Below are 21,221 nucleotides of genomic sequence, written 5' to 3'. Positions count from 1 at the left end.
TATCATATGTTAATTATTGCTAACACACTAGATTTTAATGGTGGAACTACATTTATATTAAGATATTGTCGAGAGAGTTATCGCCGAGGGAAAAGAATGGGCGTATTGGTGATGACTGGAAAGAATGCCTCACCACTTCCGCTGTATCATGAGATATGTAAGTATGCCGATGTCTATTACTTAGAAGAGTTTATGAGGTTTTCCGCATCACGAGCATTGTCTAACACCCCGTTGATTGGTTTTTTGCCAATAAATATAGAGAGTGTTAATAAAATTATCATAAAGCATAATAATTCAGTTCATGTGATGGGTGTCTTCGGGCTATTATTTATTAACAAGGTGGTTGGTAAAATAAGCTCGATGGTTAGAATTTCTGTTGGGATTTATCATCAAAATGAATTTATGTTTAATAGTAATTGGTATTTTACGAAGCTTGTACATAGAATTTTTAAAAAAATAAGTTCTAATGGGGTCGTTTTTTTTAATGAAGCAAATATTAACTCATATTCTATATTTTTCGATATAGATTATAGTTCCGCAACATTGGTTCCCATCGGTATTGAATTACCTTTGCAGCAAGGTGTTTGTTACGGAAGCTCATCAGGAAGGCAAATCGTTTCTATTGGTAACTTATATAACTTTAAAACATATAATCAACATATTATTACCATAATGCCAAGTCTTATAAAGTTAGACCCTGAATTCAGTTATGAAATTTATGGAGATGGACCATATGAAAAAGAATTACGAGAAATAGTAGAGAAGCTTGGTATAGTAGATAAAGTAAATTTTAATGGTAGGATTCCTTATTCTGAGTTTGCTACTGTATTGCACGGTGCCTTTATGTTTGTTGGCAGTGGTACAGCGCTTGTTGAAGCTGCTGCATTAGGAGTACCTGCGATGATTGGTATTGAATCAAGTAAGCAAGCAATAACTTACGGATTTCTCAATGAAATTAATGGTTATTCATATAATGAATTTGAAATCAATAGAACAACGTTCGAAATGCAAGATAAAATTCAGATAATATTAGATGATAGTGAGAGTTGGGAACGTGTTTCCAAATTTTGCCAAGATAAAGCGGCTGACTTTTCTATATCAAAAACATATGAGCTCATAGAAAAAAGAGAGTATTCTTTTCCGGTATTAATACCAGAAAAAATGAACGTTTTTATAAGGTGGCGTGTAATATTCTCTTTTTTATTGTGTATTTTTTTCCATGTGTGCAAGATTGATCGTAGTTTTTCAAATAGAAGGGATCAAGGAACAATAAGCTAAAATGAAAATCTCAAATAACAAAATATTTATTACTTGTATTTTTGTTTTTATAGTTTATTTTCTATTTAGTTTGGTTGTTTTCAAGTATTATGATGCTGGTGATCAGATAGCATACCGTTATTTTTATAGTGGTATGCGAGATTTATCTTTTAAAGATGGACTTGTTTTTTATAAAAACAGTTTGGACAGTTCTGAACCAGGGTACTTTTTGCTAGTATATATATTCTCGTCTTTTATAGAGAAGGATATATTACTTTCTTTTTTAAATGGCATTTTTATTTTTTTGTTATTTTATCATTTAATTAAATTACAAGTTTCCAATGTTGTATTGTTACTTTTAAGTTGTAATTATTATATTTTTGTTTTGCTATTTTCTGCGGAGCGATTAAAGCTATCTCTATTAATTCTATTGTTGGGGTGGTGCTTTTATGGAAAAGGTAGAAAAATAATTTATTTATCTGTTTTTACACATGTTCAAAGTGCCATTATTATTTTGCTACTTCAACTTGAGCGATTTGATGATTTTTTGCTCAAGCTAAATAGGGCTCGGCTTGGTTATGTAAATAAAAATATAATTGGATTATTTTCTTTATTAATTCTTGGTTGTGTATTTACATATTTCATGTGGGGACATATATACCATAAAATTACAACCTATTACACCCAGTGGTCTGGATTTGACTCTGTATTTAAGCCAATGGTATTTACGCTGCTAAGTATGGTTTATGCGAAAGAAAATAAATTTCAAGCATTTATCATCGGTAGCATCATGAGTACATTGTCCGTACTTTTAGGTGGTGAAAGGTTAGTTATTTTCTCATATTTCGCTTTCCTTTATTATGGTTTGCAATACAATAAAGGAATGAATTTTGGTGTTATTATCACATCCATTTATTTCACATTGAAAGGTATGTTATTTATATTCAATGTGATCAATACTGGTGATGGTTTTGTTTCATATACTGGCGGTTATTTTTAACCTATTAATCTAGGGTGTTGTTATGTTCTGTGGTAAAAAATTACTTATAACTGGCGGGACTGGCTCATTTGGTAATGCAGTCTTAAGGCGTTTTCTGGACACTGATATAGCCGAGATAAGGGTTTTCAGTCGCGATGAAAAAAAACAAGATGATATGAGGAAGATATTTAAGTCAGACAAATTAAAATTTTATCTAGGCGATGTCCGTGATTATCAAAGTGTGGCTAATGCTATGCGTGGTGTAGATTATGTTTATCATGCGGCAGCTTTAAAACAAGTACCATCTTGTGAATTCTATCCGTTAGAAGCGGTAAAGACCAATGTGCTTGGCACTGAGAATGTCTTAGAGGCAGCCATCATCCATGGTGTGAGGCGGATTGTGTGTTTAAGCACTGATAAAGCTGTCTATCCTATAAACGCAATGGGAATATCCAAAGCGATGATGGAAAAGGTTATCGTAGCTAAATCACGTAACGTTGATCCGGCCAAGACGGTGATCAGCACCACCCGTTATGGCAACGTGATGGCTTCCCGTGGGTCGGTGATCCCCTTGTTCTTGCGCCAAATCATCAGCGGTCAACCGCTGACCGTCACAGATCCAAATATGACTCGCTTTATGATGACATTAAATGATGCGGTTGATCTGGTATTGCATGCATTTGAGCATGGCACCAACGGTGATATCTTTGTGCAAAAAGCGCCGGCGGCTACTATCGATGTGCTGGTCAAAGCATTGCTGCAAATCACCAAAAAGCCTGATCATCGGGTCAATGTGATTGGCACCCGCCATGGCGAAAAACTCTATGAGGCCTTGTGTAGCCGTGAAGAGATGTTTGTGGCTGAAGATCAGGGCGGCTATTACCGTATTCCATCCGACAATCGCGATTTGAACTATTCCAAATATAACGAAGAAGGTGAAAAGGATTTGTCGATCGTTGAAGATTACAACTCCCACAACACCGAGCGTTTAGATGTGGCGGGTATGGTCAAATTGCTACATAAACTCGACTTTATTGGGGATATTGAGGCCGGCAGCCTGATCGTGCCAGAGGGGGTGTAAATGAATATTCTTGTCACCGGCGCCAACGGATTTATTGGCAAAAACCTGCGGATATTTTTAGCCGAACAAGGTTGTACGGATGTGACATGTTTTGAGCAAGACCATTCTTATACTAATTTAGCTGATATGGTTGCCAAAACCGAATTTGTATTTCATTTGGCTGGTGTGAACCGGCCTAAAGATGAAATTGAATTTTCAAAAGGCAATGCCGATTTAACCCAACGCCTGGTTTCTTTGTTAAGTGCGACTGGCCGCCATATTCCGCTGGTATTAACGTCATCCATTCAGGCTGATCGAGATAATGCTTATGGCAAAAGTAAGGCGGCGGCAGAGCAAATCGCGCTTGATTATATGCATCAAACGGGTAGCCCTGCGTATGTGTATCGTTTGGCCAATGTGTTTGGCAAATGGTGTCGCCCAAACTATAACTCGGCAGTAGCTACTTTCTGTCATAATACCGTGCATGATTTACCCATCACCATTCATGATGCCAATGCGCCTTTGGCGTTGGTCTATATCGATGATGTGTGCGCCAGCTTTATCAATTTGCTAAGTGGCGAACAAGCGGGTGATTATCAACAAGGCGGTTATAAAGAAATTGAGCCTGTCTATCACACAACTGTGGGAGCGGTGGTTGAGGCTTTGCAGAAATTTAAACAAAGCCGGATTAACTTGACCACTGAAGAGGTGGGTGCTGGGTTAATGCGCGCCCTTTATTCTACTTATTTAAGTTATTTTCCACCCAGTAACTTTGCCTATACTGTGCCGGGTTATACCGATCCACGTGGCAGCTTTGTTGAAATGTTAAAAACTCCATCAGCAGGGCAATTTTCTTTTTTCACTGCCCACCCTGGGGTGACCCGTGGCGGCCATTATCATCACACTAAAAATGAAAAATTTTTAGTGATTAAAGGCACTGCGAGCTACCGTTTTAAGCAGATAATTACCGGTGAAGAATATTCAATTACCGTTGATGCTGGTGAGTATAAAATAATTGAAACCGTACCCGGTTGGACGCACGATATCACTAATATAGGCGAAGACGAGTTGATCGTAATGCTGTGGGCAAACGAGGTTTTTGACCGTAGCAAGCCCGACACCATCGCCAGCCCATTAGCATGAGCCTGTTGACTATGAAAAATAAAATGAAAGTAATGACAGTAGTGGGCACGCGCCCAGAAATTATCCGCTTGTCACGAGTGCTAGTCGCGTTAGATGAACATTGCGAACATATTTTGGTACACACTGGCCAAAATTATGATTTTGAATTAAATCAAGTGTTTTTTGATGACCTTGGCGTGCGCAAGCCTGATTACTTTTTAAGTGCAGCGGGCAGCACTGGGGCTGAAACTATCGGCAATGTGATCATTGGTGTGGATAAGGTATTGGCAGAGGTGAACCCCGATGCCATGCTGGTACTTGGTGATACCAACAGTTGTATGGCGGTGATCCCGGCTAAGCGCCGTAAAATTCCCACCTTCCATATGGAAGCAGGTAACCGCTGCTTTGATATGCGGGTGCCGGAAGAGATTAACCGCCGCATTGTGGATCATACCGCGGACATTAATTTGACTTACAGCAGCATCGCTCGTGATTATTTGTTGGCGGAGGGAATTCCTGCTGATCGAGTCATTAAAACCGGCAGTCCGATGTTTGAAGTGCTCAACAACTATATGTCGCAGATTGACGGCTCCGATGTATTAAGCCGCTTGCAACTCGAAGCTGGCAAATTTTTTGTGATCAGCGCCCATCGTGAAGAGAACGTTGATTCACCAAAAAATCTGATAAAATTGGGCCAAATTTTGAATGGTTTGGCTGAAAAATATGGTTATCCAGTGATTGTTTCGACCCATCCGAGAACCCGTAAGCGTATTGAGGAGCAAGGGCTTGACTTTAACCCCTTGGTGCAGTTGTTAAAGCCATTAGGTTTTCACGACTATAACAAACTGCAGAAATCCGCCAAGGCAGTGCTCTCCGATAGTGGGACTATTAGTGAAGAGTCTTCTATCATGAACTTTCCTGCGCTAAATATCAGGGAAGCGCATGAGCGTCCGGAAGCGTTTGAAGAAGCCTCGGTCATGATGGTTGGGCTAGAGATTGAGCGGGTATTCCAAGCGTTGCAGGTTTTGGACTCACAACCTGCGGGTGATGATCGGTTATTGCGCCCCGTATATGACTACAGCATGCCAAATGTTTCCGAGAAGATCGTACGAATTGTGCACAGCTATCGGGATTATGTGATGCGTACTGTATGGAAACAGTATTAATGCTTAAACGTTTAGATTTGGTGATTATTAATCGAAGTTTCTGGCCGGTTTACCCTGTTATCGGTGAAGCGCTTATGCGCTTTGCCGAGCAACAATCACTCTCCAAAAATGTGGGAGTTATTTTGCAGGATCATGCTGGTATTAAAGAACATCTTACTCGTGAGAATCGTGGCTTGGGTATTAATTTTTACCCTTGCCATGCGTTTTCTGTTTCAGGTAGTAGCATTCTTCGTCGTGTAGCAGATACTGTTTATTTTATGTTGTGGGTCTTTGCTATTTTACTGCTTAAACGCCCGAAGAAGGTGTATGTTTCTACTGATCCTCCTGTATTGGTTCCTTTTATTGTAATGATTTATTGCAAACTTTTTCGTGCGCGATTTGTTTATCACTTACAGGATATACATCCTGAGGCAGCGAATGTGGTCATGCCTGTTCAGCCAATGTTGTTTCATCTGTTAAAGTCCATGGATTCACTTACAATGCGAACTGCAGATTCGCTGATCACTATTACTGATCAAATGGCTGAGCAAATAAAAAAACGATCCTCAACAAGAGTGCCGATTAAAATTCTTGTTAATCCATCGGTTTCTTTTGAACACGTTATTGCTCCCGATTTTAAAAAAGCTGGTTTTACTTTTTGTGGTAATGCGGGGCGTTTGCAACGTATACCTCTGATAATCCAAGCTATTGATCAGTATTGTCAAGCTGGCGGAACATTACCCTTCGTATTTGCTGGGGCTGGTGTATATGCAGATGCTCTGAAAAATCTTGCGGAAAAGTATGTCAATGTTACTTACAAGGGGTTGGTTTCTGCATCAGAAGCTGCACAGTTAAGTGCTGACTATGAATGGGCGCTGTTGCCCATTGAGGATGACGTAACTAAATTTGCATTTCCTAGCAAGTCTTCGTCTTATGTTCTTGCCGGTGCAAAGATTGTTGCTGTTTGTAGTTGTACTACCAGCGTTGCAGAATGGGTAACAACAAATGCTATCGGTGTCGTGATTGAACCTTGCGTTGACTTACTATGCCAATTTTTCTTCGCTATTGAACGTGATGAGTACAGCAATCTGCAGCTCGACATTGATCGAGAGACATTGAAAGAACGCTTGGGTTTTGATGTATTTGTGAACGATTTAACTGAATTGGTTGTGAGTGATAGAGGACTTGAACATGGCTAAGGTTTTACTTACCGGTGCGACAGGTTTCGTGGGTTCTTCTTTGCTTAAAACGCTTAAAGAAATTGAAAGTTTCCAGGTCGTTATGGCCATTCGAAAAACAAGAGTGGCTGTTGATAGCAGCACTTTTGTTGTCGGTGATATTGATGGCGCGACAGACTTTTCTACCGCACTTACGGATGTTGATGTCGTAATTCACTGCGCTGCTCGTGCTCACGTTATGTGTGATGATGTCGCAGACCCTTTGGATGAGTATCGCCGGGTCAATGTTGCAGGAACTTTGAATCTTGCACAGCAAGCAGCAAAATGTGGGGTTAAGCGCTTCATTTTTATCAGTTCTATTAAGGTCAATGGTGAGTCGACTACTAATCGTCCTATCTTTAGCGCATCCAGTCTACCTGCACCCTTGGACCCTTATGGTCAATCTAAAGCTGAAGCCGAGCAAGCTTTACTCGAATTGTCTCAAGAAACCAAGATGGAGGTTGTGATTATCCGCCCACCCCTGGTATATGGGCCTGCGGTTAAAGCAAATTTCGCCTCACTTTTTAATGTTGTCTCGAGAGGCATACCATTTCCATTCGCATGTATTTGTAATAATAAACGAAGCTTAGTCTCGGTTACGAATTTGGTTGATTTAATCGTTACTTGCATTGATCATCCTAAAGCAGCAAACCAAGTTTTTTTGGTTTCAGATGATCATGATCTTTCAACATCAGAGATGGTTCGTGAAATGGCGACAGCACTAGAAAAACCAACGTGGCAAATACCGGTGCCTCTTTGGTGCTATACGTTGGCAGGTAAGCTTTTTAGCAAGTCTGACATAGTTGATAGATTGACAGGGTCATTGCAGGTTGATATCACCCATACGAAAGAAACCTTAGGTTGGACCCCAAAAGAAACATTGCAGGAGGGGTTTAAAAAAACCGCTGTTGCATTTATTAAATCAAAAAGTAGTAGGTAGTCATGATTCGTTTATTGGATTTTCTCGCAGCATTGTTCGGCCTATTGTTGTTATGGCCAGTATTACTCGTAGTTACCCTGATCGGCTTGTTTGATACGGGTTCGCCTATTTTTGTACAAGAGCGGGTTGGACGTCACAAAAAACCATTCAAGCTGATTAAATTTCGCACAATGTCGGTTGATACCCAGTCGGTGGCGAGTCACTTGGCAAGCACCAGTTCTATCACCAAGCTGGGGGCATTTTTACGCAAAACCAAAATCGATGAACTGCCACAGCTGATTAATGTACTTAAGGGGGAAATGAGTCTTGTAGGACCTCGGCCTAATCTTTTTAATCAGGAAGAACTGATAAAAGAGCGTGATGCTTTGGGAGTTTATGGGGTGTTACCTGGGATTACCGGCTTGGCACAGGTACAAAATATCGATATGTCGACCCCTGCGTTGCTTGCCAAAACAGATCGGCAGATGATCGATTCCCTCACCTTAGCTAGCTATTTCCGTTATATCATCATGACGGCAACCGGCAGCGGTGCTGGCGATGCGGTTGGATCGAAATAGTATTGCGCAGAGTTACTTCACCTTATCTTCCTTACCGTTATTAACGAGATGGTGCCATTATGTTGACCTCTTTCTTGGCTATCCCCCGTGTTTATAAACGGGGGATTAGTGTCTGTGCTGATCTGCTATTGCTAACTTTGGCATTCTGGGGCGGTTATTGGGTGCGCCTTGATGCCAATATTCCATTGCAGAGTGTGCTGCACTGGCAAATGCTGGCGTTGTTACTGCCGATCACCATCGTAATCTTTATGCGGTTAGGGCTGTATCGTGCGGTATTACGCTATGTCGGTTTCAAGGTGCTGTGGACGGTGTCACTTGGCGTTCTATTTTCCTCCATGTCTTTGGTCATGCTGGCGTTTTTTATGGGGGTTTCACTTCCTCGTACGGTATCTGTGATATATTTTTCTTTCGCAGTCTTGTTGATTGGTAGTGTTCGGTTATTTTTCAGGGCGTTAGTAAGTCGCGGTAAGCTGCAACGGGTCGCGGTATTAATATATGGTGCCGGGTCTTCGGGACGACAATTACAGTTGGCATTGAATCAAGGGCAGGAATATTTTCCGGTTGCGTTTGTTGACGATGATCCTGTTCTAGCCAAAGCTGTTATCCAAGGGGTAAATGTCTATAGCCCTGATATGATCGAGGAGTTGATTGCGCGTTTTGATATTAAGAAGATTTTGCTAGCGATACCGAGTGCGTCTCGGGGTGCCAGACAAGCCGTGATCAATAGGCTAGAACAGTGTCCATGTGAAGTCCTTTCTATTCCTGGCATGGCAGACCTTGTCGAGGGTCATGCTCATATAGATGAGCTTAAAGAGGTTAGTATTGAGGATCTGTTGGGGCGTGACTCCGTTGCCCCAATTCCAGAGCTTATAAACGCGAATATATCCGGAAAACGCGTAATGGTGACGGGGGCGGGGGGGTCTATTGGTTCTGAGTTGTGTCGCCAAATCATTCGGTGCAGACCATCGCAACTGGTACTATTTGAGCTCTCTGAATATGGCTTGTATGCCATAGATAAAGAACTAAATGAAATAAATCTGCATGAACATTTACAGGTAGAAATTGTGCCTTTGCTCGGTTCAGTTCAGCGCCAGCATCGTTTACAAGCGGTGATGAGTACCTTCCAGATCCAGACTGTTTATCATGCTGCGGCCTATAAACATGTTCCACTGGTCGAGTACAACGTGGTTGAAGGTGTACGTAATAATGTTTTTGGCACACTGTACTGCGCGCAAGCTGCCATTAGAGCCAAGGTTGAAACTTTTGTCTTGATTTCGACGGATAAGGCGGTGCGACCGACCAACACCATGGGTACTACCAAGCGATTGGCTGAATTGGTATTGCAAGCCTTGGCTGCTGCTCAAAGCCAAACTCGTTTTTGTATGGTGCGTTTTGGTAATGTATTGGGATCTTCTGGCTCAGTGGTGCCACTGTTTCGCAAGCAAATCCGCGATGGTGGCCCATTGACTGTTACTCATCCCGATATCATTCGTTATTTCATGACTATCCCTGAGGCATCGCAGTTGGTTATCCAAGCAGGTGCGATGGGGCTGGGGGGAGATGTGTTTGTCTTGGATATGGGTGAGCCGGTCAAGATTATAGATTTAGCTTACCGGATGATCAGATTGAGCGGCCTCAAGCTCAAGAGCGATATCTATCCTGGTGGTGATATTGAAGTTAAAATCACCGGCTTGCGTCCGGGTGAGAAACTGTTTGAGGAGTTACTGATTGGTGAACAGGTTGAGGGGACCGCCCATCCTCGAATTATGAAAGCCTCTGAGCTGATGTTGCCATGGCCGCAATTGCGGACTTTTTTGGCCGAGCTTGATAGTGCTTGTTTCCGTTTTGATCATGAGCAGATCCGTAGCCTGCTGTTGAGCATGCCTACTGGTTTTAACCCAACTGATGGGATCTGTGATCTGGTGTGGCAGGCAAAAAACACATTGCCGAATATGCCGCATTTTACCGCCGTCGATGACATTGATTTTCTTAATTCAGAAAGTCATCAGCCTGTTCATTCGTAGTCCCGCATTGATCAGACTATCTGTTGTTGGTAATCAACAGTAACAGGATTTTCCGAGGGGGGGGTCTCGGTTCTGCGATATATGATCTGTGATATCCAAGATACTATTATCAACCTCGATAACTTTACGTATGCCAGTAATATGGCATCGCATGTTGCATGCATCGCGATAGCGTGCGTTATACGTTTGAGCAAGTGGATATCTACAACCGCGCCGATCTGCATTGGCAGCCGCAAGAGACCTTCGAATCCGGTATTCGCAAAAACAGTACAGTGGTACTTGGATAACCAGCAGTGGGTCAACAACGTCAAGAGCTGTGCTTACCAATCCAGGCTCGAGCAGAACGATGGGGAAAGTGCTTGATGCATATTCTGCTGTTTGGAAAAAACGGCCAGGTAGGCTGGGAATTGCAGCGTGCATTGGCACCGCTGGGCCGTGTCACCGCCGTTGATTTTGACTCCACCGATTATTGTGGTGATTTCAGCAATCCGGCGGGGGTGGCCGAAACGGTACGTCTGGTCAAACCGGATGTGATTGTCAATGCAGCTGCTCATACGGCGGTTGATAAGGCGGAGAGCGAGCGGGCGTTTGCCGAGTTGCTCAACGCCACCAGTGTGGCGGCGATTGCCAAAGAAGCGGAAGTATTGGGTGCCTGGTTGGTGCATTACTCCACCGACTATGTGTTCGATGGCAGCGGTGAGCGCCCCTGGGTGGAAACCGATGCAACCGCCCCGCTCAATGTCTACGGCGAAACCAAGCTGGCAGGTGAACAGGGTGCAGCCCTCTGCTCTCGTCACCTGATCTTCCGCACCAGTTGGGTCTACGCCGCCCGTGGCGCCAACTTTGCCAAGACCATGCTGCGCTTTGGCAAAGAGCGTAGCGAGATGTCAGTTATCAATGACCAGTTTGGTGCTCCTACCGGGGCCGAGTTGCTGGCCGATTGCACCGCTCATGCGATCCGCGTGGCGCAGAGCAAACCCGAGGTCGCCGGGCTGTACCATTTGATCGCCTCCGGTACCACCACCTGGTTTGACTTTGCCCAACTGGTGTTTGCCAAAGCCAGAGAGGCCGGGGTTGAACTGGCGGTTACGCAACTCAATGCGGTGCCGACCAGCGCCTTCCCGACCCTGGCCAAACGCCCCCATAACTCCCGCCTTGATACCGGCAAGTTCCAGCGCACCTTCGATCTGATGCTGCCTGACTGGACGGTCGGTGTGGAGCGGATGTTGACCGAGCTCCTGGGCAAGTAAATCACTGGCCAGGGATGTATTGAACGCATCCCTGGCTGGCAGGGATAAAACAGAAAAGTGTGGCCTCAAGCCACCCTTTTCTTTTGCTGTTTAAAAATAAGAAACAAGCATTATGACCAAACGTAAGGATATTATCCTAGCTGGCGACTCGAGCACCTGATGCTGGCTGGCATTCGGGATATTTTGATCATCATCACGCCGTAAGATTCCCCCCGCTTTGAACAGTTGCTGGGTGATGGCAACCAGTGGGGCCTGAACTTGCAATACAAGGTACAGCCGAGCCTGGACGGAATGGCACAAGCCTTTATCTTGGGTGAAGAGTTCATCGGTTCAGACCCCTGTGCGCTGGTGCTGGACGACAATATCTTTTATGGCCACGACCTGCAGAAACAGCTGGAAGCGGCGGCAGCCAAAGAGAACGGCGCCACCGTATTTGCATACCACGTGCACGATCCTGAGCGTTATGGGATGGTGGAGTTTGACAGTCAGGGAACCGCTATCTTTCTGGAAGAGAAACCTAAGGTGCCCAAGAGCAATTATGTGGTCACAGGCCTCTATTTTTATGACAACAGTGTGGTGAATATTGCTAAGAGTCTTCAGCCATCGACGCGCGGTGAACTGGAAATTACGGATGTTAGCAATCACTACCTTGAATGAGGTAGATTGACTGTAGCCATGATGGGACGTGGCTATGCGTGGCTTGATACCGGGACTCATAAAAGATTGATTGAAGCGAGTAACTTTATTCAGACTATCGAAAAGCGCCAAGGACTGAAGATCGCATGCCCTGAAGAGATTTCCTATCGAAAGGGTTTATTAATACCGTTCAGATGCGAACTCTTGCCATGCCGATGCTGAAAAATGCATATGGTCAATATTTGTTACGATTGCTAGCCTCGTAACCGGCATTAATGGAATGGTCTAATGGTAATCCCCCTTGAAAATGGGGAGATTACCATGTTGCCTTTCCCGATGTGTATGTGTGAGAGATGAGGGTCTGCCAATTGGCTGGGTTAACTGTAGAATGGCCAGATAGCTGCCTATTTTTCTTTTTTACATGGTGTTATTGATGCAATATCGTTCAACATCGTTGGCGGGGGTGATGATACTCACGCCCACTACCTTTTCTGATCATCGTGGCCAATTTCGCGAGTGTTTTCGTAAAGCCGAGTTCGAGCGGCACTGTGGTCATTATCCACTGGTACAAGACAATCTGAGTCGTTCGGTTGGTGGGACCTTGCGCGGCCTGCATTACCAGCGTAGCCGACCACAGGGCAAGTTGGTGCAGGTAATAAGCGGGATCATTTTTGATGTAGCGGTCGATATTCGTCCGGGGTCATCCACCTATGGTCAATGGATGGGTTGTATTTTAGATGCAGACCGTGGCGAACTTATCTGGATTCCCCCCGGTTTTGCTCACGGTTTTTATGTGATAAGTGACAGTGCGGATGTTTTTTATAAGTGCAGCGATTATTATCAGGCGAGTGATGAAGCTTGTATTCGGTGGGATAGCCCCAAGTTGGCGATAAATTGGCCATTATCTGAGCAGTTTCCATTATCTTTGTCTCATAAAGATCGACTAGCGCCCTGCTTTGCAGGTCTACCTTAGTTGGTGGACCTTGTCGTGAGATAATTATTAACCTTGGTAATCAAGAGAGAACAGATGAACGAAAAAACTCCGATTATTCCCAACCAGTGGGTGCAAGGCCCTGCATCAGACGAGATTGATCTGCGTGAGTTGGTGCTGGTGCTGTGGCGTCAGAAAATATTGATCCTACTAGTCACTTGCGTGTTTGCCATTGCCGGGGTGAGTTATGCGTTATGGGCTCCTCAAATCTGGGTCAGTCAGGCCGAGATTAGGCAGCCTACCCTCAAGGAAGTGGAGTCGCTCGAGCTCAATATTAACCAGTTGATAAATACCCAAGTGCCAGCAGAGGCCTTTGCGGCCTTTGACAAAAAGACGCTGTACAATGATTTTGTTAATAGCTTTAACAGTTTCAATAACAAACACCAGTTTTTAGCTGAAAAAGGCTATCTCGATGCCGAGGTGGTTCAGGCTGAGGCAACGGATGAGCGCGGCAAGCGGCTACTACTTAGAAAGATGAGCGAAGGAATAAGCGCCAGGGTACTGGACAAGCAGAGTGAGAATGTCACTCTCTCCTTCGCTGCTCATACGGCAGCCGAAGCCAAACTGCGCCTGGAGCAATACATAGCCTTTATCCAGCAGCAAGAGTCTGCGGCCAAGAGCAAGGAACTCGACACCATCTGGCAGAACCGCATCAAGACGTTGCAGACCCAGTTTGAGAGTGCCAGAGCCGACACCCTCAAGCGGTTACAAGATGACATATTGCGTACCGAGTACGGCCTGCGTATTACGCAGGCTGCGGGGATCGACGCACCGGTGCAGAATCTACAGGACCAGGGCAGTCTGGCAATCGACCTCGGTGCCCGCGCCTTGGCTGAGAAATTAAACATCCTTAAGGAAATCAAGAACCCAGAATTCATGAATCCGGGTATTGGCGACCTGCGCATGCAACTGAACAGCCTCAAAGACATCAAGCTTGAGGCACTGCCGTTCCAGTCCTTCGCTTACCTGGCCTCGCCGAGTGAACCCCTGAGCCGCGACAAGCCCAAACGTCCTCTGATTGTGGTGTTGGCCACCCTGCTCGGTGGCATGTTGGGGGTTGCTATTGTGCTGGTACGGCATGCTTTCCGCCGGCCAGAACAGGCATAATGTTGACCAAGTAAATAACAGGGGGCTTTGCCCCCTTTCTTTTTTTTGGGTGTTGGTGACAGTGTTCAAGAGCATGGAAACCTGAAAGCAAAGGGTCAGGGCTGATGAGGATGACAACAAGGATCTTTGGTATGGTCAGCGTGCTTTATTGGCTGCTGGCCATGCATTTCTTCATGCACAACCCCGGTGGGGCTGGGCTCTATTTGCCATTCAATGCCTGGGGCTGGATCTTCGCCAGCCTCGCCATTGGCCTGGGGTTGTGGCAGGTGACGCTGCAACAGCGGCTGGTGTTCTCGCCATTGCAGGTCTGGTTATGGCTCGGTGGAGGCTTGCTGTTGCTGCCGATGGCCTATCCCGGCTTCGAGCTCAAGGACTATGCCATTCCCCGGCTGCTGGGGCTGTTTGCCGGTCTGCTGTTTCTGTTTTGTCTGTACCAATGGCAGCTGGCTCGTCAGGCCCGTGACAAGCTGCTCTATCTGTTGTTGGGGGCTGTGGCCATCGAGGCGCTGCTGGGCTTGGTGCAGTACTACCTGCTGACCCCGGGCAACTGGCTCGGTTATGACACTCGGGTTAATCGCCCCTATGGCATCTTTCAGCAACCCAATGTGATGGCGACCTTTATGGCGACCGGACTTGCTCTTGCCATCTGGTTGGAGCTACGCGGTAACGCCAATCTCTGGCTACGCGTGTTGCGCTATGGGGTGATCCTGGCGGCCAGCCTGTTGTTGGTGGTGTTGCAATCCCGGGTGGGGCAACTGGGTGGCCTGCTGGCCCTGATCCTGCTCGTACCGCAGTTGCGTCATCAGCATCAACTGGCCCGTATGCTTGGCCTGGTTGCGCTCGGCATTGTGCTGGGGCTGGTGTCACAATACGGCATCAGTGGCGTCAAGCGCGGGCTTGAGGTGTATCAATCCGGTGGCATGCGCTCCGTCTACTGGCCCTATGCCGCCAGGTTGATTGCGCAATCCCCCTTGGCTGGCTGGGGCTACGGCAGCTTTGAGACCACCTTCCTGCATCACTACATGGCCGACAAGGCGCTGAACCCGGCCATGGTGCAGATTGAATATAACCTCGATCACCCCCACAACGAGTTTCTCTACTGGGCGGTGGAAGGTGGGCTGGCCCCCATGATTGGCATGGTGCTGATGGTGGGCGCCCTGCTATGGCGGCTGAGTCGGGCCGGTTGGGTCAAGGGGGCGGCGCTGCTGGCGCTGGTGATCCCCATACTGCTGCACACCCAGACCGAGTATCCGCTCTATCATGCCATTGCCCTGTGGTGGGCCCTGCTGCTGCTGATCCATGTGCTGGATGCGGAGGTGGAGGAGGGGCTGCAAGCCTCGGACCGTGCCAGCTGGCGCGAGTATGTCTATCGCCCCTGGCTGTTGCTGCGTTTCGTGGCCATCACCATTCCTCTGCTGGTCGTGCCCTTCATGCTCACCGCCATTCATACTGCCTGGGTGGTGACCAAGTATGAGCGTGGTGGCTACAAGGAGCCGACCCTGTTGCTCGACATCGTCAATCCCATGGCCTGGTTGACCCGGGTGGAGTTTGACGTGAACTCGGTGCGACTCATGGTGGGCTTGCAGGCCGATAACAAGGGGGAGCTTGAAGCCTATCTCGACTGGGGACAGGCCTTTGTGCGTCACACGCCCAGAGCCAATATTTACGCGAACATGGTGATCGCGCTCGGCGCGCTGGGGCGCCAAGAGGAGGCGCAGGCACTGCGCGCGCAGGCCCTGATGCTCTATCCGGGTGATCCCTTGCTAACCGGCTCGACCGCCACATCCGTGGCCACGGCGCTGGAGCGCAAGCCCTCCTCCTGATGTTGGGGGGCGGTGCAACGCGGGGCGGCCAGGTTGGGTGATGTTTCATCAACCGCCTCACCGCTTCGCAAAAATGGTTGCCTCTGCTGGACGGCCCGGGCGTCATGGCTAAGATAGTGGCCTCAACATCTTGTTTTAGAAAGGGAGTATGAAATGGAGTTAGTGCTAGGCCCATTGGAAGCCCGAGTGATCGGTGCTCTGATCGAGAAAGAGATCTGCACGCCGGATCAATACCCCCTCTCCCTCAATGCCCTGGTCAATGCCTGCAACCAGAAGAGCAACCGCGAGCCGGTCCTGGAGCTCTGTGAGCTGGATATCCGCGCCGTGGTGGATGAGCTGATCCGCAAGCGTCTGGTGGTCAACACCGCCGGTTTCAATGCCCGGGTGCCCCGTTACCAGCATCGCTTCTGCAATACCGAGTTCGGCACCCTCAAATTCAGCGCGCAGGAGCTCGGTATCGTCTGCGAGCTGCTGCTGCGCGGCCCGCAGACACCCGGTGAGTTGCGCTCTCGCACCAACCGCCTGTGCAGCTTCGATGATGTCACTCAGGTGGATGCGGCGCTGGCTGCCCTGATTGAGCAGGGGCCCTATGTGGTCAAGTTGCCCCGCGAACCGGGCAAGCGTGAATCTCGCTATGCCCACCTGTTCAGTGGCGAGGTGGATCTGCAGGCGCTGGCCGAGGCATCCCCTGCCAGCAGCTATGCCTCCCCGGCGGTGGACAGATTGAGCGCGCTGGAGGCGGAGGTCGAAACCCTCAAGGCCCAGTTACAGGCGCTGGAAGCCCGTCTGGCGCAGCTGGAAGGCTGACACGTCGGCACGTTTCCCCCTAAAGAGGCGCTGAGGCGCCTTTTTTATTGCCATTTCGCCGAGGTTTCCGCCTCTTGCCATCCCTTGGCGCTCAGCCCTGAGCGCTGCGTTCTATGAGCCAGTCGGCTTTTTTTGAGTTATTTCACGGTTAAGGGTCGAGCCGCCGCCGCTTTCCCGTTAAAATTCCGCTTTTGCACCTGCCCGTGAGTCTTGATGTCTGCGTTCACCCTCTCTTCCGATTGTTATGCCCTGCTCAGTGAGCTGCAGTTGCAGCGCACCGCCAGTACCCGCTATTTGCAAGAACAACTGCAAGCACAGCAGCCGATCGGGCGGGCTTTGACCGACAAGCTGAGCCAGTTGCAGTTGCAGGGGCTGGTGCGGCTGCGCGGGGAGCAGCAGTGGAGTCTGACGGCAGAGGGAACCCTGGCGCTGATCCTGGCGGTGCGCTCGGGAGCCTGCCCCATGCCGAACTGGGCACGGGTGCCCTCGGTGACCGGTCAGGAGATGGCCCAGGCGCTGGTACGCGAGCTCTGCCTTGGGGAGGCGGGTCAGGTGCCGACCTACTACCTCGCGGCCGATCTGCTGAGCCTGCTCGACGTGCCCGAGGCCCATCGCCTGCTGCCGGGCTCCAGCCCGCAATGGCAGCAACTGATGCTGATGCACTTCTCCCTGCAAACCTTGCTCGATGCTGAACCGGGCGAGCAGTGGCCGCTGACATCGGTCGCCTGCGCTTGTGCCCCCGAGCTGACCCGCGTGAGTGAAGGGTTCGCATCGGAGTGGCAATGGCTCTGTGGCGACCTTGCCGGTGAGGTAACCACTCACTGGCCCGCCTTGCAGCAGTTGGCGGAGCAGGGGGCAGAACAACCCCTTGCCGAGCGGCTGCTCGGTGCTCTGGGGCAGTGGCAGGCGCAAGGCGATCAGGGCCAATGGCCACTGATGTTCGGCGGCCTGCTCTGGCTCGGCTGGTTGCAACAAGCCGACCCCGTGATTGCCAGCGAGCAGCGTAAAAAATGGCAGCGCAGCCTGGGCAACCAGTTTCCGCTGCTGGCGGATCTGCTGGGCCAGTGGGCCGGCGATCGCCACGGCCAGGCGGTCGGTCTGTTCGATACCCTGCAACTGCCGCTGGAGGAGCTGCACTGGGGGTACCTCTGGCTCGATCTCTGCGCCCTTGCCCGGCACGGTGAGCAGAGCCCCCAGGTTGCCATCCTGCACAAGTGGGATCTCTCCCACGTGCTGGAGGCCGATCCCCATCACAGGCTGATGGCCTTCTGTCAGGATCTGCTGCGGCTCTTGCTGGGGCTGGGGGCGCAGCGTGCACCGCTGCAACAGCTGCGTGCCGCTAACGGGGAGGAAGAGACAGACGAACAGGACGGGGAGGACAAGACACCCGCCTCGGCCAGCTGGCTCAACTGGTTGCAGGGGTTGGGACGCTCCAGCGGCGTGCGCAAGGCGCAGGAGCGGCTGGTGTGGCTGCTGCATGCCGAAGGGCCCGAGCTGGAGTGCAAGATCCAGAAGCAGAGCACCAAGGGGGAGTGGACCGCTGGCCGCCGGGTCGATCCTGCGCTGCTCTCCACCCAGTATGCCGCCCTGCTCGACGAAGAGGACTGGGCGCTGGTGCGCACCCTGCCCAGGGTCATGGGCCACTTGCCGCGAGATGCCTGGGTGCCGCTGGCCAATCATCCGCGTCTGTTCAATGCCAAGGGACAAAAGCTGCAATTGGCCATCAGTGCCCCCCTGCTGCAGATTGTCACCCTCGAGCAGGGCATGGGCGCCGTGCTGAGCCCGGCCGCGGCCGCGCGCGGGGCCCATATACTGCCGCTAGCGCAGGACTTGTGGCAGCTTATCCTCACCCCCCAGGCGCTGCTCGATCGGCTGCCCGCGCTGGAATCCATCCCCCCCTTGTCGAAAGAGGGCGTAGGTGAGCTGCAACGTACCCTGGATGCCATCCCGGATCTGCCTTGGCACAGCCAGGTGGCTGGCCTGACAGGCAATGCCGAACTGGCTCCCTGGCCCGGTGTTCCCTCGGTCCAGCTGGATTGGCAGGATGGCCAGCTGGCGGTCAGGCTGGTGACCCGTCAGGGCGAATTGCCGCCACTGCCCCTTGGCAAGGGGGAGGCCATAGTACGGCAGGGGATCAAGGATTATCACTACTGGCAGCGGGACCTTGCCGCCGAGAAGGGGCAGGCCCAGCAGCTGCGCCATTCGTTGCCCATAGGGCTGCCCGGCAGTGAGTGGCTACTTCAGGGGGAGCAGGCGCTGGCACTGGTCAACGCCCTGCCCGAGCTGGTGGATGCTGGTGTGGTCATTCACTGGCATCAGGACAGCGCCCGCCTCAAGAGTCTGGATGAAGCGGCCCTGAGCCTGCGCATCGAGCGGCGCCAGGACTGGTTCCAGGTGGAGGGGGCGCTGGCCCTTGATGAGCACCAGATCCTCGACCTGCGTCTCATCCTGCGCCAGATGACGCCGGGTCAGCGCACCGTCCAGCTCGACGAGAAGACCAGCCTGATGCTGAGCGACAAGCTGGTGGAGCGGCTCACCATGCTGGGCGCCATGCTGGATGAAGAGCAACGCATCAACAACAAGCTGGCCTATCCGCTCACCCGCTTGCTCTCCGTCATCACCACTGAGGGGGATGACGCCTGGCACTCCCTGCAACAGGAGTGGTTGCAGGAGGTGGAGTGTCCGGCCGAACTGTTGACCCCGCTGCGGGATTATCAGAAGGATGGGGTTCGCTGGCTGGCGACCCTGGCTCATCATGGCTTTGGCGCCTGTCTGGCCGATGACATGGGTCTGGGCAAGACCCTGCAGGCGCTCATCGTGCTGCGCATGCGTCAGCACCTGGGGCCGGCGCTGGTGGTGGTGCCAAAGTCAGTGGTCACCAACTGGCAGGAAGAGGTGGTGCGCTTCGCCCCCGAACTCGAGGTGGTGGTGTTCGAAAACCCCTCCGAGCGAGAAGGGGTGATCCGCGATGCCAAGGCCGGCCAGATTATCCTGATCAACTACGGCATGCTCGGCAGCCTGGCGGAGGCGCTCAAGTCCCGCCGCTGGTCGAGTATGGTGCTGGATGAGGCGCAGCAGATCAAGAATGCCGGCACCCAGCGCGCCAAGCTGCTGTTCCAGCTCGAAGGGGATTTTCGCCTTGCCCTCTCCGGCACGCCCATCGAGAACCACCTTGGGGAGCTGTGGAGCCTGTTTACCTTTATCAACCCGGGTCTGCTCGGCAGCCTGGGCGAGTTCAAGCGCCGCTTCGGCAAGGCGGTGAAGGATCCCCAGCACATGGCGCTGCTGCGGGCGGTGATCAGCCCCTTCATCCTGCGCCGTCTCAAGCAGCAGGTGCTGACCGAGTTGCCGGACAAGACCGAGATCATTCATCACATCAGCCTCTCTCCCGAGGAACGCCAGCTGTATGAGGCAACCCGGCGCGAGGTGGTGCAGCAGGTGCAAAGTGCCGATGGCCGCGCCCTGATGCACGTGCTGAGCGGCCTGACCCGGCTGCGCCGGCTCTGCTGCTCCCCCGAGCTGGTGATGCCCGAGTGGTCCCAGACCAGCAGCAAGCTGGACGAGGCGATGGCCTTGCTGGACGAAGCGATCGGCAACGGGCATCGGGTGTTGGTGTTCAGCCAGTTCGTCGATCTGCTGAGCCTGCTGCGCGGGCGCATTGAACAGAAGAAATGGGATTACTGCTATCTGGATGGCGGCTGCTCCGCCAAGTCCCGCCAGGAGTCCATCCTGCGTTTCCGGCACGAGCCGGTGCCGCTGTTCCTCATCAGCCTCAAGGCGGGGGGCACCGGCCTCAACCTGACCCAGGCCGATACCGTGCTGCACCTGGATCCCTGGTGGAACCCGGCGGTAGAAGATCAGGCGAGCGATCGAGCCCACCGCATGGGGCAGACCCAGCCGGTCACTGTCTATCGGCTGGTGTGCGAGCAGACGGTGGAGGAGAAGATCGTCGCCCTGCACGACGAGAAGCGGGCGCTGGCCGATGGCCTGCTCAGCGGCCAGTCCGAAGTGCGCGGGCTGGATGTGGAGAGCCTGCGCGCCCTGCTGATGGGCTGATCAGGCTGACGCCGTGTACAAGGGGGATCGCCAGCAGGCGATCCCCCCTTCGTTTATGGCTGTGCCTGTGCAGGCGTTCCCGTCAAAGAGGCCAGGCCAGCGGCGGCGATGAATCGGTATCTGGTAAGCGCCCCTGAATCAGCACCTGTTTTTACTGAGATCACCTCGGCACACTGAAACCCATCGTATCTACGTTGGGATTTCCGCTATGACCACTCAAGAACGCGTTGATTTTTGGCAGCGCCAGATC

The 21,221-nt window shown here is 50.5% G+C and carries 15 protein-coding genes and 2 pseudogenes; all 17 read left to right on the top strand.

The genetic code is table 11. The annotated features are described in order from the left end of the window. Positions 1–6: 6 nt before the first annotated feature. The 17 genes and pseudogenes from GWQ22_RS16510 to GWQ22_RS16430 all read left to right on the top strand — a co-directional run bounded on the left by GWQ22_RS16510 (position 7) and on the right by GWQ22_RS16430 (position 20,971). Positions 7–1,278 carry a glycosyltransferase gene (locus GWQ22_RS16510; RefSeq protein ID WP_275930978.1) on the top strand — a complete coding sequence of 424 codons (1,272 nt, stop codon included), beginning with the start codon at positions 7–9 and terminating at the stop codon, positions 1,276–1,278. A gap of 1 nt (position 1,279) precedes the next feature. Then, entirely contained in the window at positions 1,280–2,257 is a 978-nt protein-coding gene (locus tag GWQ22_RS16505) for a hypothetical protein (RefSeq protein ID WP_275930977.1), read from the top strand. Between the two features lie 22 nt (positions 2,258–2,279). After that, positions 2,280–3,317, top strand: coding sequence for a polysaccharide biosynthesis protein (locus GWQ22_RS16500; protein ID WP_275930976.1), 1,038 nt, complete (start codon positions 2,280–2,282; stop codon positions 3,315–3,317). After that, the gene (locus GWQ22_RS16495; RefSeq protein WP_275930975.1) at positions 3,318–4,439 is read left to right on the top strand and encodes an NAD-dependent epimerase/dehydratase family protein; all 1,122 of its coding nucleotides are present in this window, start codon (positions 3,318–3,320) and stop codon (positions 4,437–4,439) included. An 11-nt stretch (positions 4,440–4,450) separates the two neighbouring features. After that, positions 4,451–5,584 carry a UDP-N-acetylglucosamine 2-epimerase (non-hydrolyzing) gene (gene wecB, locus GWQ22_RS16490; protein WP_275930974.1) on the top strand — a complete coding sequence of 378 codons (1,134 nt, stop codon included), beginning with the start codon at positions 4,451–4,453 and terminating at the stop codon, positions 5,582–5,584. After that, positions 5,569–6,762 (top strand): glycosyltransferase, encoded by a 1,194-nt coding sequence (locus GWQ22_RS16485; protein WP_275930973.1) that lies wholly within the window; start codon positions 5,569–5,571, stop codon positions 6,760–6,762. The genes wecB and GWQ22_RS16485 overlap by 16 nt, the downstream gene beginning before the upstream one ends. Beyond that, the gene (locus tag GWQ22_RS16480) at positions 6,755–7,720 is read left to right on the top strand and encodes an SDR family oxidoreductase (RefSeq protein WP_275930972.1); all 966 of its coding nucleotides are present in this window, start codon (positions 6,755–6,757) and stop codon (positions 7,718–7,720) included. Before GWQ22_RS16485 ends, GWQ22_RS16480 begins: the two co-directional genes overlap by 8 nt. A 2-nt stretch (positions 7,721–7,722) precedes the next feature. Further along, complete coding sequence (locus GWQ22_RS16475) at positions 7,723–8,277, top strand: sugar transferase (protein ID WP_275930971.1); 555 nt, start codon at positions 7,723–7,725, stop codon at positions 8,275–8,277. Positions 8,278–8,336: 59 nt separating this feature from the next. Further along, entirely contained in the window at positions 8,337–10,301 is a 1,965-nt protein-coding gene (locus GWQ22_RS16470) for a nucleoside-diphosphate sugar epimerase/dehydratase (protein ID WP_275930970.1), read from the top strand. Between the two features lie 212 nt (positions 10,302–10,513). Continuing rightward, positions 10,514–10,664, top strand: a pseudogene (locus GWQ22_RS16465) (dTDP-glucose 4,6-dehydratase); the annotation flags it as partial. Beyond that, positions 10,664–11,551: a dTDP-4-dehydrorhamnose reductase gene (gene rfbD / locus GWQ22_RS16460; RefSeq protein ID WP_275930969.1), complete on the top strand. Its 888-nt coding sequence runs from the start codon at positions 10,664–10,666 to the stop codon at positions 11,549–11,551. The pseudogene GWQ22_RS16465 and the gene rfbD, both read left to right, overlap by 1 nt. A 156-nt stretch (positions 11,552–11,707) precedes the next feature. After that, a pseudogene (rfbA, locus tag GWQ22_RS16455) lies at positions 11,708–12,453 on the top strand (glucose-1-phosphate thymidylyltransferase RfbA); the annotation flags it as partial. Between the two features lie 167 nt (positions 12,454–12,620). Then, positions 12,621–13,160, top strand: a complete 540-nt coding sequence (rfbC, locus tag GWQ22_RS16450; RefSeq protein ID WP_275930968.1) for a dTDP-4-dehydrorhamnose 3,5-epimerase — start codon at positions 12,621–12,623, stop codon at positions 13,158–13,160. Between the two features lie 54 nt (positions 13,161–13,214). Next, positions 13,215–14,285 (top strand): Wzz/FepE/Etk N-terminal domain-containing protein, encoded by a 1,071-nt coding sequence (locus GWQ22_RS16445; RefSeq protein ID WP_275930967.1) that lies wholly within the window; start codon positions 13,215–13,217, stop codon positions 14,283–14,285. Positions 14,286–14,395: 110 nt separating this feature from the next. Further along, positions 14,396–16,108 carry a Wzy polymerase domain-containing protein gene (locus GWQ22_RS16440; RefSeq protein ID WP_275930966.1) on the top strand — a complete coding sequence of 571 codons (1,713 nt, stop codon included), beginning with the start codon at positions 14,396–14,398 and terminating at the stop codon, positions 16,106–16,108. Positions 16,109–16,261: 153 nt separating this feature from the next. Then, on the top strand, positions 16,262–16,915 hold the full coding sequence (locus GWQ22_RS16435; protein WP_108535443.1) for a DUF480 domain-containing protein: 654 nt from the start codon (positions 16,262–16,264) through the stop codon (positions 16,913–16,915). Positions 16,916–17,128: 213 nt separating this feature from the next. Continuing rightward, positions 17,129–20,971: a DEAD/DEAH box helicase gene (locus GWQ22_RS16430; RefSeq protein WP_212514230.1), complete on the top strand. Its 3,843-nt coding sequence runs from the start codon at positions 17,129–17,131 to the stop codon at positions 20,969–20,971. The last annotated feature ends 250 nt before the right edge of the window (positions 20,972–21,221 follow it).

The sequence above is a fragment of the Aeromonas sp. 1HA1 genome (assembly GCF_029237385.1).
GTDB classification, from domain to species: Bacteria; Pseudomonadota; Gammaproteobacteria; order Enterobacterales; family Aeromonadaceae; genus Aeromonas; species Aeromonas popoffii.
Note: the sequence above shows the minus strand (reverse complement) of the source record. Positions and strands in the feature narration are given on the sequence as shown.

What these genes read in the sequence shown, in the direction of transcription:
- GWQ22_RS16510 (WP_275930978.1), top strand. Translation starts at nt 7, where the DNA reads ATGTTAATTATTGCTAACACACTAGATTTTAATGGTGGAACTACATTT.
- GWQ22_RS16475 (WP_275930971.1), top strand. Translation starts at nt 7,723, where the DNA reads ATGATTCGTTTATTGGATTTTCTCGCAGCATTGTTCGGCCTATTGTTG.
- GWQ22_RS16500 (WP_275930976.1), top strand. Translation starts at nt 2,280, where the DNA reads ATGTTCTGTGGTAAAAAATTACTTATAACTGGCGGGACTGGCTCATTT.
- GWQ22_RS16495 (WP_275930975.1), top strand. Translation starts at nt 3,318, where the DNA reads ATGAATATTCTTGTCACCGGCGCCAACGGATTTATTGGCAAAAACCTG.
- GWQ22_RS16445 (WP_275930967.1), top strand. Translation starts at nt 13,215, where the DNA reads ATGAACGAAAAAACTCCGATTATTCCCAACCAGTGGGTGCAAGGCCCT.
- rfbD (WP_275930969.1), top strand. Translation starts at nt 10,664, where the DNA reads ATGCATATTCTGCTGTTTGGAAAAAACGGCCAGGTAGGCTGGGAATTG.
- GWQ22_RS16480 (WP_275930972.1), top strand. Translation starts at nt 6,755, where the DNA reads ATGGCTAAGGTTTTACTTACCGGTGCGACAGGTTTCGTGGGTTCTTCT.
- GWQ22_RS16505 (WP_275930977.1), top strand. Translation starts at nt 1,280, where the DNA reads ATGAAAATCTCAAATAACAAAATATTTATTACTTGTATTTTTGTTTTT.
- GWQ22_RS16435 (WP_108535443.1), top strand. Translation starts at nt 16,262, where the DNA reads ATGGAGTTAGTGCTAGGCCCATTGGAAGCCCGAGTGATCGGTGCTCTG.
- GWQ22_RS16485 (WP_275930973.1), top strand. Translation starts at nt 5,569, where the DNA reads ATGGAAACAGTATTAATGCTTAAACGTTTAGATTTGGTGATTATTAAT.
- GWQ22_RS16430 (WP_212514230.1), top strand. Translation starts at nt 17,129, where the DNA reads ATGTCTGCGTTCACCCTCTCTTCCGATTGTTATGCCCTGCTCAGTGAG.
- GWQ22_RS16470 (WP_275930970.1), top strand. Translation starts at nt 8,337, where the DNA reads ATGTTGACCTCTTTCTTGGCTATCCCCCGTGTTTATAAACGGGGGATT.
- rfbC (WP_275930968.1), top strand. Translation starts at nt 12,621, where the DNA reads ATGCAATATCGTTCAACATCGTTGGCGGGGGTGATGATACTCACGCCC.
- wecB (WP_275930974.1), top strand. Translation starts at nt 4,451, where the DNA reads ATGAAAAATAAAATGAAAGTAATGACAGTAGTGGGCACGCGCCCAGAA.
- GWQ22_RS16440 (WP_275930966.1), top strand. Translation starts at nt 14,396, where the DNA reads ATGACAACAAGGATCTTTGGTATGGTCAGCGTGCTTTATTGGCTGCTG.